This is a genomic window from Streptomyces sp. YKOK-I1 (genome assembly GCF_054660435.1).
This window is the reverse complement of sequence record NZ_BAAGDR010000001.1, coordinates 1,004,840-1,017,604: the sequence shown is the minus strand read 5'-3', so window position 1 is coordinate 1,017,604 and position 12,765 is coordinate 1,004,840. Positions and strand designations below refer to the sequence as shown.

The 12,765-nt window shown below is 71.6% G+C and carries 9 protein-coding genes; 4 read left to right on the top strand and 5 right to left on the bottom strand.

Annotation, left to right across the window (positions count from 1 at the left end):
- Nucleotides 1-8: 8 nt before the first annotated feature.
- On the bottom strand, nt 9-2,522 hold the full coding sequence (locus ACYQ8Q_RS04560) for a DEAD/DEAH box helicase (protein WP_460062141.1): 2,514 nt from the start codon (nt 2,520-2,522) through the stop codon (nt 9-11).
- Between the two features lie 145 nt (nt 2,523-2,667).
- On the opposite strand from ACYQ8Q_RS04560, the gene ACYQ8Q_RS04555 reads away from it, so the two are divergent.
- Entirely contained in the window at nt 2,668-3,462 is a 795-nt protein-coding gene (locus ACYQ8Q_RS04555) for a metal-dependent hydrolase (protein WP_460062139.1), read from the top strand.
- 26 nt (nt 3,463-3,488) lie between these two features.
- Here the strand turns inward: ACYQ8Q_RS04555 and ACYQ8Q_RS04550 are convergent, their stop codons facing one another.
- The 4 genes from ACYQ8Q_RS04550 to ACYQ8Q_RS04535 all read right to left on the bottom strand — a co-directional run bounded on the left by ACYQ8Q_RS04550 (nt 3,489) and on the right by ACYQ8Q_RS04535 (nt 8,497).
- Entirely contained in the window at nt 3,489-3,743 is a 255-nt protein-coding gene (locus ACYQ8Q_RS04550; protein WP_460062137.1) for a type B 50S ribosomal protein L31, read from the bottom strand.
- 42 nt (nt 3,744-3,785) lie between these two features.
- Nucleotides 3,786-4,256 carry a DUF5709 domain-containing protein gene (locus ACYQ8Q_RS04545; RefSeq protein ID WP_460062135.1) on the bottom strand — a complete coding sequence of 157 codons (471 nt, stop codon included), beginning with the start codon at nt 4,254-4,256 and terminating at the stop codon, nt 3,786-3,788.
- A 588-nt stretch (nt 4,257-4,844) separates the two neighbouring features.
- Nucleotides 4,845-6,626: an ABC transporter ATP-binding protein gene (locus tag ACYQ8Q_RS04540; RefSeq protein WP_460062134.1), complete on the bottom strand. Its 1,782-nt coding sequence runs from the start codon at nt 6,624-6,626 to the stop codon at nt 4,845-4,847.
- A complete protein-coding gene (locus ACYQ8Q_RS04535; protein ID WP_460062132.1) occupies nt 6,623-8,497 on the bottom strand; it encodes an ABC transporter ATP-binding protein in 1,875 nt (624 codons plus the stop codon). Before ACYQ8Q_RS04535 ends, ACYQ8Q_RS04540 begins: the two co-directional genes overlap by 4 nt.
- A gap of 197 nt (nt 8,498-8,694) precedes the next feature.
- Here ACYQ8Q_RS04535 and ACYQ8Q_RS04530 point away from each other — a divergent pair, with 197 nt between their 5' ends.
- The 3 genes from ACYQ8Q_RS04530 to ACYQ8Q_RS04520 all read left to right on the top strand — a co-directional run bounded on the left by ACYQ8Q_RS04530 (nt 8,695) and on the right by ACYQ8Q_RS04520 (nt 12,641).
- Nucleotides 8,695-9,453, top strand: a complete 759-nt coding sequence (locus ACYQ8Q_RS04530; RefSeq protein WP_460062130.1) for a L,D-transpeptidase family protein — start codon at nt 8,695-8,697, stop codon at nt 9,451-9,453.
- Between the two features lie 57 nt (nt 9,454-9,510).
- A complete protein-coding gene (locus ACYQ8Q_RS04525; protein ID WP_460062128.1) occupies nt 9,511-11,106 on the top strand; it encodes a peptide-N4-asparagine amidase in 1,596 nt (531 codons plus the stop codon).
- Between the two features lie 191 nt (nt 11,107-11,297).
- The gene (locus tag ACYQ8Q_RS04520) at nt 11,298-12,641 is read left to right on the top strand and encodes a cation:dicarboxylate symporter family transporter (protein ID WP_460062127.1); all 1,344 of its coding nucleotides are present in this window, start codon (nt 11,298-11,300) and stop codon (nt 12,639-12,641) included.
- Nucleotides 12,642-12,765 lie beyond the last annotated feature (124 nt).

The following is a 12,765-nucleotide window of genomic DNA, read 5'->3' as shown; positions in this document are numbered from 1 at the left end:
CGCTGGTCTCACAGCTGGCCCACGTCCGTGACCCGCACGACCGCCCGGCCCTCCGCGTCGGAGGCCGTGAGGTCGATCTCCGCGCTGATGCCCCAGTCGTGGTCGTCGTTCGGGTCGTCGAAGATCTGGCGGACCCGCCACAGAGCGTTCTGCGGCTCCTCCTGGATCACCAGCAGCTTGGGACCGCGCGCGTCCGGGCCGGTGCCCAGGTCGTCGTACTCGTCCCAGTACTTGTCCATCGCCTCGCCCCACGCATCGGCGTCCCACCCGGACTCGGCGTCCATCTCGCCCAGCTCCACGACGTGGTCGAGGGCCGCCAGCTCGACCCGACGGAACAGGGCGTTGCGTACGAGCACCCGGAAGGCCCGCGCGTTGGCGGTGACCGGCTTGACCTCGTCGGCCTTCTCCTGGGCCTCCTCCGCGGTCATCTCCTCCGGGTTGGCGAGCTGCTCCCACTCGTCCAGCAGACTGGAGTCGACCTGGCGCACCATCTCGCCCAGCCAGGCGATCAGATCCTGCAGGTCCTCCGACTTGAGATCGTCGGGGACGGTGTGGTCGAGGGCCTTGTAGGCGCTCGCCAGGTAGCGCAGCACGATGCCCTCGGTGCGGGCCAGCTCGTAGTGGGACACCAGCTCCGTGAAGGACTGGGCCCGCTCGTACATGTCACGAATGACGGACTTCGGCGACAGCGGGTGGTCGCCGACCCACGGATGGCTCTTGCGGTACGTGTTGTAGGCGTGGAACAGCAGTTCCTCGAGGGGCTTCGGGTACGTGATGTCCTGGAGCCGTTCCATGCGCTCCTCGTACTCGACACCGTCGGCCTTCATCAGGGCGACGGCCTCGCCGCGCGCCTTGTTCTGCTGGGCGGCCAGGATCTGCCGGGGGTCGTCCAGGGTGGACTCCACCACGGAGACCATGTCCAGGGCGTACGACGGCGACTCGGGGTCGAGGAGTTCGAACGCGGCCAGCGCGAACGTGGACAGCGGCTGGTTCAGCGCGAAGTCCTGCTGGAGGTCCACGGTGAGGCGGACGATCCGGCCGGTGGCGTCCGGCTCGTCGAGCTTCTCGACGATCCCGCCGTCCAGCAGCGAACGGTAGATCGCGATCGCGCGCCGGATGTGCCGCAGCTGTTGGCGCCGCGGCTCGTGGTTGTCCTCCAGCAGATGACGCATCGCCTCGAAGGCGTTGCCCGGCCGGGCGATCACCGACAGCAGCATCGTGTGCGTCACCCGGAAGCGGGAGGTCAGCGGCTCCGGCTCCGACTCGATCAGTTTGTCGAACGTGTTCTCCGTCCAGCCGACGAAGCCCTCCGGCGCCTTCTTGCGGACCACCTTGCGGCGCTTCTTCGGGTCGTCGCCCGCCTTGGCCAGCGCCTTCTCGTTCTCGATGACGTGCTCGGGGGCCTGCGCCACCACGAAGCCCGCCGTGTCGAAGCCGGCCCGCCCGGCCCGGCCGGCGATCTGGTGGAACTCACGCGCCCGCAGGGTCCGCACCCGGTTGCCGTCGTACTTGGTCAGCGCGGTGAAGAGCACGGTGCGGATCGGCACGTTGACGCCGACGCCCAGCGTGTCCGTACCGCAGATGACCTTCAGCAGACCGGCCTGGGCGAGCTTCTCCACCAGACGCCGGTACTTGGGCAGCATGCCGGCGTGGTGGACGCCGATGCCGTGCCGCACGTACCGGGAGAGGTTCTGGCCGAACTTGGTGGTGAAGCGGAAGTTGCCGATCAGATCGGCGATCTGCTCCTTCTCCTCCTTCGAGCACATGTTGATGCTCATCAGCGCCTGCGCCCGCTCCACCGCCTGCGCCTGGGTGAAGTGCACGATGTAGACGGGGGCCTGCCGCGTGTCCAGCAGATCGGTGAGCGTCTCCGTCAGCGGGGTGTAGCGGTACTCGTACGACAGCGGTACCGGCCGGGTCGCCGAGCGGACCACCGCGGTGGGGCGGCCGGTGCGGCGGGTGAGATCCTTCTCGAAGAACGACACGTCGCCGAGGGTCGCCGACATGAGGACGAACTGCGCCTGCGGCAGCTCCAGGATGGGGATCTGCCAGGCCCAGCCACGGTCGCCCTCGGCGTAGAAGTGGAACTCGTCCATCACGACCTGGCCCACGTCCGCGTGCCTGCCGTCGCGCAGGGCGATCGAGGCGAGCACCTCGGCGGTGCAGCAGATGACCGGGGCGTCGGAGTTGACGGACGCGTCGCCCGTCAGCATGCCCACGTTCTCGGTGCCGAAGATCTTGCACAGCTCGAAGAACTTCTCCGACACCAGCGCCTTGATCGGCGCGGTGTAGAAGGTGACCTCGTCCCGGGCCAGCGCCGCGAAGTGCGCGGCCGCGGCGATCATGCTCTTGCCGGAGCCGGTCGGCGTCGACACGATCACGTTCGCCCCGGAGACGACCTCGATCAGCGCCTCCTCCTGGTGCGGGTAGAGCGTCAGACCGCGCTCCTGGGCCCAGGACTCGAAGGCTTCGTACAGGGCATCGGGATCTGCGGTCGGCGGCAACTGATCGATGAGGGTCACGACCCCATCTTGCCTGCCCGCGAGCCCGATGGGGGAATCGGCTGCCGGCCCGAAGATCACGGCCGCTACGCTGTGTCGCCGACGGAGCGTCATCGCACCCGGTCAACTGGACAGCGGCACACGAGGAATAGGGCGGGCAACGGCCATGATGGGACCAGCACACTCACTGTCGGGCGCCGCCGCCTGGCTAGGCGTCGGCGCGGCCGCCGCCGCGGCGGGGCACACCATGCCCTGGCCGGTCCTCCTCTCCGGTGCGCTGATCTGCGCCGGTGCGGCGCTCGCACCGGACCTCGACCACAAGGCCGCCACCATCTCCCGCTCCTTCGGCCCGGTCTCCCGGTGGCTGTGCGAGATCGTCGACAAGCTCTCGTACGCCGTCTACAAGGCCACGAGGAAGCAGGGCGACCCGCGCCGCTCCGGCGGGCACCGCACCCTCACCCACACCTGGCTGTGGGCCGTCATGATCGGCGCGGGCGCCTCGGCGCTGGCGATCGCCGGTGGCCGCTGGGCGGTCCTGGCGATCCTCTTCGTGCACATGGTGCTGGCGATCGAGGGCCTGCTGTGGCGGGCGGCGCGGGGCTCCAGCAGCGATGTGCTGGTGTGGCTGCTGGCCGCGACCAGCGCGTGGATCCTCGCCGGTGTCCTGGACAAGCCGGGCAACGGCGCGGACTGGCTGTTCACGGACCCGGGCCAGGAGTACCTGTGGCTGGGGCTGCCGATCGTGCTGGGCGCCCTGGTGCACGACATCGGCGACGCGCTGACCGTCTCCGGCTGCCCGGTCCTGTGGCCCATCCCGATCGGGCGCAAGCGCTGGTACCCGTTGGGTCCGCCGAAGGCGATGCGGTTCCGGGCGGGCAGCTGGGTCGAGCTGAAGGTGCTGATGCCGGTGTTCATGCTGCTCGGTGGAGTCGGCGCCGCGGCCGCGCTCAACGTCTTCTGAGGCGGGCCGCGGGCGGGGGCGACGGCTCAGCCGGTTCGGCCCTCGCCGTAGCGGCGCTCGAAGCGGGCGACGCGGCCCTCCGTGTCCACCGTGCGGGCCTTGCCCGTGTAGAAGGGGTGGCTCTCCGAGGAGATCTCCACGTCCACCACGGGGTACGTCTCGCCGTCGTCCCACTCGATGGTCTGGTCGCTGGAGGCGGTGGACCGGGTGAGGAAGGCGTAGCCGGCGGCGCGGTCGCGGAAGACGACCTGGTGGTAGCCGGGCTGCTTGTCCTGCTGCATGGATGCTCCTCGTCCTCGTCCTCGTCGTTTTCGGGCGGCGGGTCAGCCGGACAGGCTGTCCTCGTCGACGATGTGCATGGCCGCCTCCTCCGCGGACGCGGCCGCGCCGTCGATGCCGACGTCGCTGGCGACCATGGCGCTCTCCTCGTCCTCGTGGGCGCCTTCGTCCGGTGCGACGAGCCGGCCCGAGCGGGCCGCGCCGACCTCGTTGTCGAGGAGTTCCCCGTCGGTGCCGTCGCAGTCGCCGAGGCCGTCCCCGTCGGGCACGGGGAGGTCGGGCAGCTCCTCGGCGAGCCGCTGGTCCAGGGTCTCGCCCTGCTGGCGCTCGGCGGCCGTCACCCCGTTGTGCTCCACCGCCCAGGGCCGCTCGGGCGGGGACCAGCCGCGGTCGAGGGGGTCCGAGACACCGTCGTCCACGAGTGTGTCCTCCGTGTCGAGCAGTCCGGAGTCCTCCTGGATGTCGGAGGCGTCGGGCTGGTAGACGTCGTCCCCCCATCCGTCGACGCTTTTCACGGGTACCTCCAGGGGGTGACCGGCCCGTTCTCACCGCGGTCGGCGGTGGGGCACCGCCGCACGGGGCACCGGCCTGGCCCGGCGTGCACCGGACGGATCCGGGCCGATTCCCACGCGGGTGCCGGTATCCAGCGTTCCATCCCGCTTCGGCACCGCGCAACGCCAGAGCGACCTCGAAACGGAGACGGGGCCGCCGGGTCCGAAGCCCCGGGCGCCACACCTGAGACGATCGCCGGGCCCCCGACCCCCTGGCCGCACGGGGCGACGGGCCCCGGGCCGTGCCACGACCCGAAGCGGTCGTCACCGGGCTGCCGCGCCGTCCTCCCGGGCCCTGTCCCTCACCCGGCCCACCGACCCGGCTCCGGCCTCGGACCCGGATGCGGCCTCGGACCCGGCTCCAGTTCCGGCTGCGGCCTCGGACCTGGCTCCGGATGCGGCCTCGGACCAGGCTCCGGCCCCGGCCTCGGACCTGGCCCCGGACCCGGATGCGGCCACCGACCCGGCTCCGGCCTCGGACCGGCCCGGGACCCTCGGTCAAGGCTTCTTCCCGGCCCCTGTCGCAGGCGCAGCCCCCGCCCCTGGCCCGTCTCAGCCGTGCCAGGAGCGCCACAGTGCCGCGTAGGCCCCGTCCGCGGTGACCAGCTCCGTGTGGCTGCCCAGTTCGCTGATGCGGCCGTTCTCGACGACGGCGATGAGGTCGGCGTCGTGGGCGGTGTGGAGGCGGTGGGCGATGGCGACGACGGTGCGGCCGTCCAGGACGCGGGCGAGGGACCGCTCCAGGTGGCGGGCGGCACGCGGGTCCAGCAGCGAGGTCGCCTCGTCCAGGACCAGGGTGTGCGGATCGGCCAGCACCAGCCGGGCCAGGGCGATCTGCTGGGCCTGGGCCGGGGTGAGCGCGACGCCGCCCGAGCCGACCTCGGTGTCCAGCCCGTGGTCCAGGGCCCGCGCCCAGCCCTCCGCGTCGACCGAGCCCAGCGCCGCCCACAGCTCGTGGTCCTCGGCACCGGTCCTGGCCAGGCGCAGGTTGTCCCGCAGGGAGCCGACGAAGACATGGTGCTCCTGGTTGACGAGTGCCACGTGGGAGCGGACGCGTTCGGCGGTCATCCGGGACAGCTCGGCGCCGCCGAGGGTGATCCGGCCGTCGCGCGGCGCGTAGATGCCGGCCAGGAGCCGGCCCAGCGTGGACTTGCCCGCGCCCGACGGGCCGACGAGGGCCAGCCGGGTGCCGGGAGCGACCTCGAGGGACACCTTGCGCAGCACGTCGACGCCGTCGCGGTAGCCGAAGTGGACCCCCTCGGCGAGCACGTCCCGCCCGTCCGGTGCCAGCCCGGTCTCACCGGCGTCCGGCTCGATGTCCCGCACCCCGACGAGGCGGGCCAGCGACACCTGCGCGACCTGCAGCTCGTCGTACCAGCGCAGGATGAGGTTGACCGGGTCGACGAGCATCTGCGCCAGCAGCGCGCCGGTGGTCAGCTGGCCCACTCCGATCCAGCCCCGCAGGACGAACACCCCGCCGAGCATGAGCACCGAGCCCAGCACGGTGACGTGCACCAGGTTGATGACCGGGAACAGCACCGAGCGCAGCCACATGGTGTAGCGCTCCCAGGCGGTCCACTGCCGGATCCGCAGCTTCGACAGCTCGATCCGGCGCTCCCCGAGACGGTGGGCCTCGACGGTGTGGCCGGCGTCCACGGTCTCGGCGAGCGCGGCGGCCACGGCGGCGTACCCGGCGGCCTCCGAGCGGTAGCCCGACGGCGCCCGCTTGAAGTACCAGCGGCAGCCCACCACCAGCAGCGGCACCGCGATCAGCACGGCCGGTGCGAGGGGCGGCGCCATGACGACGAGTCCGCCGAGCAGCAGGGCGGCCCACAGCACGCCGATGGTCAGCTGGGGCACGGCCTCGCGCATGGCGTTGCCGAGCCGGTCGATGTCCGTGGTGATGCGGGACAGCAGATCGCCGGTCCCGGCCCGCTCCAGTACGCCCGGCGGCAGCCGGACCGACCGTACGAGGAAGTCCTCGCGCAGATCGGCCAGCATCCGCTCGCCGAGCATGGCGCCGCGCAGCCGGACCTGACGGACGAACGCGGCCTGGACGACCAGGGCGGACACGAACAGCGCGGCGACGAGCCCCAGATGGAGTTCCTCGTCCCCGGCGGAGAGCCGCTCCACGACGTCGCCGAGGAGCCAGGGGCCCACCATCGAGGCGACGGTGGCGACGGTGTTGACGAGCAGCAGGAGCAGGAAGGCGCGGCGGTGCCGGCGCAGGAGTTCGGCCACGTAGGCGCGGACGGTCGCCGGGGCGCCGACGGGCAGCGTGTTCGCCGTCGTCGGTGCCGCCGGGTCGAACGCGGGTGGCGGCACGCCGATCATGCGGTCTCCTCGATCTCTTGCAGTTCATCCAGTTCGTTCAGTTTGTCCAGTTCGGTCTTGTCCAGCTCGGTCTTGTCCAGTTCGGTCTTGTCGAGCTCGGTGCCGTCCGGCCGAGCGAGCGTGTGGCCGGCGGCCGTCTCCTCGTCGGTCTCGCGGGTGACCACGGCCCGGTACCGGGGTTCGGTGTGCAGCAGCGCGCGGTGCTCACCGACGGCGACGACCTCGCCCTCGTGCACCAGGGCGACCCGGTCGGCCCGGTCGAGCAGCAGCGGGGAGGAGGTGAACACCACGGTCGTGCGGCCGGTGCGCAGCCCCCGCACGCCCTCGGCGATCCGGGCCTCGGTGTGCGAGTCGACGGCCGAGGTGGGTTCGTCGAGGACGAGCACCTCCGGGTCGGTGAGCAGTGACCGGGCCAGGGCGAGCCGCTGGCGCTGGCCGCCGGACAGGGAGCGGCCGCGTTCGGTGATCCGGGCGTCCATCGGGTCGTCGGCGTCCAGGGAGCCCTGCACCAGGGCCTCCAGGACGTCCTCGCACTGGGCGGCGGCCAGCGCGGCCGGCGCCTCCACCTCACCGGAGGCGGGCACGTCGAGCAGCTCGCGCAGTGAACCGGACAGCAGCACCGGGTCCTTGTCCTGGACGAGGACGGCCGTGCGCGCGGCCTCCAGCGGGAGCTCGTCCAGCGGGACACCGCCCAGCAGGACCGACGGACCGTCCTCCGGAGGGTGGCCGCCCAGCCGTTCCGCGAGCCGTCCGGCCGCGTCCGGGTCGCCGCAGACCACCGCGGTGAGCCGCCCGGCCGGGGCGAGCAGTCCGGTCGCCGGGTCGTACAGGTCGCCGGAGGGCACGTCCCCCGTGCGCGATCCGCCGATGTCCGTGGCCCGCTCCAGCGACAGCACGCGGGCGGCGCGCTTGGCCGAGGGACGCGAGAAGGAGTAGGCCATCGCGATCTCCTCGAAGTGCCGGAGAGGATACGTCAGGACCATGACGGAGCTGTAGACCGCGACCAGTTCACCGACGGAGATGCGGCCCTCGTGGACGAGACGGACGCCGTAGCAGACGACCGCGATCATTAGCAGGCCGGGCAGCAGCACCTGGATGGCGGTGATCAGGGCCCACATGCGGGCGCTGCGCACGGCCGCGTGCCGGACCTCCTGGGAGGCGCGGCGGTAGCGGTCGAGGAAGAGGTCCTCACCGCCGATGCCGCGCAGCACCCGCAGGCCGGCCACGGTGTCCGAGGCCAGTTCGGTGGCGCGTCCCGCCTTCTCGCGCTGGTCGTCGGCCCGGCGCGTCGCGCGCGGCAGCAGCGGCAGCACCGCGATCGCGAGGACGGGCAGGCCGACGGCGACCACGATGCCGAGGGCCGGCTGGTAGACGACCAGGCCGACACAGACCAGCACGACGGTCAGGGCCGCGGCGGTGAAGCGGGAGACGGCCTCGACGAACCAGCCGATCTTCTCGACGTCACCGGTGGACACGGCCACGACCTCGCCGGCCGCGACCCGCCGGGTCAGCGCCGATCCCAGCTGGGCGGCCTGGCGGGCCAGCAGTTGCTGCACCCGGGCCGCGGCGGTGATCCAGTTGGTGACGGCGGTGCGGTGCAGGAAGGTGTCCCCGATCGCGGTGGCCGCCCCGAACAGGGCCATCAGCCCACCGGCCAGGGCGAGGCGGCTGCCGGAGCGGTCGACCACGGCCTCGATGGCGAACCCGACGCAGAACGGCTGTGCCGAGACGGCGACGAAGTGCAGCAGTCCCCAGGCCAGGGACTTGAGCTGGCCGCCCAGTTGGTTGCGGCCGAGCCACCACAGGAAGCGGGGTCCCGAGCGCGCGTCCGGCACACCCGGGTCGGGATACGGAAGGTCTTGGATCTGCATGACGTCCCAGTGGCTCGTGTCAGGGGTGGGGGAAGGACCCGCGAGGCGCGGCAGCAAACCGTGAAAGGTTCGCGTCGGAGCGTGGTCGGAATCAACTGGTTTTCCGGTGCGGGCGCAGGGTTCCGGCAGCGGTCCGACACGGCCCCGGTGTCCGGAATCTGACACATATGCCGAGAAAGTGATGCAAGCATGGGCGGATGCGACATGGCGGTGTGCGGTCCCGGGTGGCCGCGGTGGTGGCCGGAGTTCTCCTCCTCGCGGCCCTGTCCGCGTGCGGCGGCGCGGACACGGGACGGAGTGGCGGCAGTAGAGCGGCGGCGGGTCCCGGGGGCAGCGCCGCCCCGGCGAGTGGTGCCCCCTCGAGGGCGCCCGCCCTCACCCGTATCCCGGACGTCGGCGACCGGCTGCACCAGCGTATTCCGGCCACTTCCGGCCAGGTTCTGGCGGTGTACGGCGACGGGGCGGACTCCGTGGAGTCCGTCGCCGTGCTGTACGCCAGACGGGGCCGGGTCTGGGAGCGTGTGCGCAGCTGGCCCGCGCACAACGGCAAGAAGGGCTGGACCCCCGACCACCGCCTGGGCGACAACCGCAGCCCCGTCGGCGTCTTCACGCTCACCGCCGCGGGCGGGGTCCTGGCCGATCCCGGGACCAGGCTGCCGTACACGCACTCGGAGGACTATGCGGCGCCGCGCTGGTGGGACGAATCGCACTGGCACGATTTCGACTACGTCATCGCCATCGACTACAACCGCGTCCCGGGCACACCGCCCGACGACGGGGAGCAGCCGCTGGGGGAGGAGAAGGGCGGCGGGATCTGGCTGCATCTGGACCATGGCAACGGTACGTCCGCCTGTGTCAGCCTCTCCAAGGAGGCGATGGAGTACCTGCTGCTCTCGCTGGACCCGGAGCGGGAGCCCGTGGTGGTGATGGGGGACAGGGACGCGCTGAAGGCGTAGGTCCGGCGGGGGAGGCGTCATTGCGGGCGCGGGCCGACTCCCCGTAGAACACCGGCCATGAAGAGACGGTTAATCATGTCCATGCTCACCGGGGCGACCCTCCTGGTGAGCACCCTCCTCGGGGCGGCTCCGGCCCGATCGGCCGATGTCCCGGCCGAGTTCGGCAGCAACTGGCACGACCCGGTGACCGCGGCGCCCCCCGTCGACAGACCTGCCGGCAGGTACTGCCAAGTCACCGTCGCCGAGGCGCAGTTCCGGGACTTCACCCCGTACCGGGGCACCTACACCCCGCCGGACGGCTGCGGAGACCGCTGGAGCAAGGTGGTGCTGCGCCTCGACGGCAAGGTCAAGGGGCGGCAGTTCGACCGGCTCGGTTATCTCCATGTCGGCGGGGTCGAGATCTTCCGTACGTCGACCCCGGAGCCCTCGCCCGACGGCATCGCCTGGTCCGTGGAGAAGGACGTCACCCGGTACAGCGACACCTTCCGCCGGGGCCAGGACGTCGAGATGCTCATCGGGAACGTCGTCGACGACACCTACACCGGCGTGCTCGACGTCAAGGTCACACTGACCTTCTACGCCGGAAAGGAACCGGCCGCGACCCCCGACCGCGTCCTCACCCTGACCGACGGCGCGACCCTCACCACGCCCCGCAACAGCGAACGCGTCGTCGCCGAGGTGTACGCGACCGGCTCGGGCGGAGGCTGCGAGGAGTACTGGTATCTGACGGTGCCCGCGCAGGCGCCGTACTCCTGCCATGCCGACGACGGCCCCTACCGTGAGGTACAGGTCAGGGTCGACGGGCAACTGGCCGGAATCGCCACCCCGTTCCCGACCGTGTGGACCGGCGGCTGGTCCAACCCCTTCCTCTGGTACGTGATCCCGGGCCCCCGCGCCTTCGACATCAGGCCGATCGAATACGACCTGACCCCGTTCGCCGGAATCCTCAACGACGGGCGCCCGCACCGCGTCGAGACGTCCGTCGTCGGCGTGCCCGAGGGGCAGAGCGGCTGGAGCACACCGGTGAACGTGCTGGTCTGGCGGGACCACGGCAGGGCGGTCGTCCCCGGGAAACTGCTCACCGGCGAGGCCGGCGACCTGACCGATTCCACCGTCTACACGCCCGGCACGGAACACCGCCTCGACACCGAGGGAGGTCACCGGCTGACCGTCGCCGGGTACCTCGACACCTCGCACGGCCGGGTGCGGACCACCGTCACCCGCTCCCTGGCCCACTCCTCCGCGCACCGCTGGACCGACGGCGAGAGCCTGGACGGCCTCGACGCGAGCTGGACGGACGACGAGAAGGTCACGGTCGCCGGCCACGGACGGACCGTCACCACCCGGACCCACCGCACCTACACGATGGACGGCACGACCACCCTCGGCGCGGACGACCGGCTGCGGACCGTGCTGACGCTCGGCGACCGGGCCGACGCCGTGACGACCCGGAACGGCCGGCGCGCGGCCTGGTCGCGGCTCGACGACACCTACACCGGCGACGCCACGTACACCGTCGGCGTGCCCCGCGACCAGCGGCACGCGGTCGGCACGACGAGCGAGCACTACCGGCTCCGCGGCCCGGGCGGCTGCCACGACCGCCGACTCACCACGGTCCAGGGGGTGTTGACGGAGGATCGCGACGGCTGCTGAGCCGAGCGGCGTGCGACGCGTCACGCGTGACGGGATTTACACGGCCGAAACACGGCGGTCTTGTGCGCGATCAACGACACCTTCACAGTGATCGCAACGGAAGCCGCTTTCCGCATCGCAGAAGTCCCTTGTCCCCAGGGGCTTCCGCGATGCCGTCGTCCCCCACAAGCCGTCCCCCACAAGGAGTGCCCGTGCCGCCGTCCGTCCCGTCCCTGCCGCGACGCGTCGCACGCATACTGCGTACCTCACTCTTCGCGCAGGTCGCCTGCGCGCTCGTGCTCGGCATCGTCGTCGGAAAGCTGTGGCCCGGTGTGGCCACGGACCTCCAGCCGCTCGGCGACGGTTTCACCCGGCTCATCAAGACGATCATCTCGCCGCTGGTGTTCTGCGTGGTCGTCGTCGGCATCGCCAAGGCCGGTGACCTCAAGGCGTTCGGCCGGATCGGGCTCAAGGCCCTGATCTGGTTCGAGGTCGCCAGCACGCTCGCCCTGATCATCGGGCTGCTCGCCGCCAACGTCGTCCAGCCCGGCTCGGGCATGCACGTCGACCCGGCCACCCTGGACACCTCGGCGGTCGACGCCAAGACGGGCGGCGGCTCGCTGCCCTCGACGACCGAGTTCGTCGTGAACGCCCTGCCCACCAGTTTCATCGGCGCCTTCGCCGAGAACTCCCTGCTCCAGGTGCTCATCCTGGCGTGTCTGGTGGGCGCCGCACTGCTGCACCTCGGGCACACCAGGGTGCCGCAGGTGCTGCCCGCGATCGAGCAGGCTCAGGAGATCATCTTCGCGATCGTCGGCTTCGTCATGCGACTGGCGCCGATCGCGGTGTTCGGTGCGATGGCCGTGCTGATCGGCAACTACGGACTCGGCGTCATCGAGACCTACGCCAAGCTGATCGTCCTCTGTTACGCGGCGGCGGCGTTCTTCGTCGCGCTGCTGGCCGTGGCCCTGCGCCTGGTGACCGGGCTCAGCCTCTGGAAGTTCCTGCGCTACATCCGTGAGGAGATGCTGCTCGCGCTCGGCACCGCGTCCACCGAGGCCGTCATGCCGCGCGTGATGCAGAAGCTGCGCAAGGCGGGCGCCCGCGACGACGCGGTGGGTCTCGTGCTGCCCACCGGGTACTCCTTCAACCTCGACGGCGCCTCGCTGTACCTGTCCATCGGCACGCTGTTCATCGCCCAGGCGGTGGACGTCGATCTGAGCCTCGGGCAGCAGATCACCGTGATCCTGGTGCTGATGCTGACCAGCAAGGGCATGGCGGGCATTCCCGGGTCGGCCTTCCTCGCCCTGTCCGCGACGGCGTCCTCGCTGGGCGCGATTCCGGCCGGCGCGGTCGCCCTGCTGCTCGGGGTCGACCGGATCATGGACTCGATGCGGGTCGTCACCAACCTCCTCGGCAACTGCGTCGCGGTCTTCGCGGTGTCCCGCTGGGAGGGGGCGCTGGATCTGGGACGGGCGAAGAGGGTGCTGGACGGGGAGAGTTCGGCCGAGGAGGAGGCCTCGGTGCCGGAGGAGTCGGCGCCGGTCGCCCCATAGCCCGGGTGGTGCTGTTTCGCGGGCGGCTGCGGGTGCTTCGTGGCCGATCGCGCAGTTCCCCGCGCCCCTGAAAGGCCGGACCACCGGTCCGGCCTTAAAAGGGGCGCGGGGAACTGCGCGATCA

What these genes read in the sequence shown, in the direction of transcription:
- ACYQ8Q_RS04540 (WP_460062134.1), bottom strand. Translation starts at nt 6,626, where the DNA reads ATGATCGGCGTGCCGCCACCCGCGTTCGACCCGGCGGCACCGACGACG.
- ACYQ8Q_RS04555 (WP_460062139.1), top strand. Translation starts at nt 2,668, where the DNA reads ATGATGGGACCAGCACACTCACTGTCGGGCGCCGCCGCCTGGCTAGGC.
- ACYQ8Q_RS04530 (WP_460062130.1), top strand. Translation starts at nt 8,695, where the DNA reads ATGCGACATGGCGGTGTGCGGTCCCGGGTGGCCGCGGTGGTGGCCGGA.
- ACYQ8Q_RS04550 (WP_460062137.1), bottom strand. Translation starts at nt 3,743, where the DNA reads ATGCAGCAGGACAAGCAGCCCGGCTACCACCAGGTCGTCTTCCGCGAC.
- ACYQ8Q_RS04525 (WP_460062128.1), top strand. Translation starts at nt 9,511, where the DNA reads ATGAAGAGACGGTTAATCATGTCCATGCTCACCGGGGCGACCCTCCTG.
- ACYQ8Q_RS04535 (WP_460062132.1), bottom strand. Translation starts at nt 8,497, where the DNA reads ATGCAGATCCAAGACCTTCCGTATCCCGACCCGGGTGTGCCGGACGCG.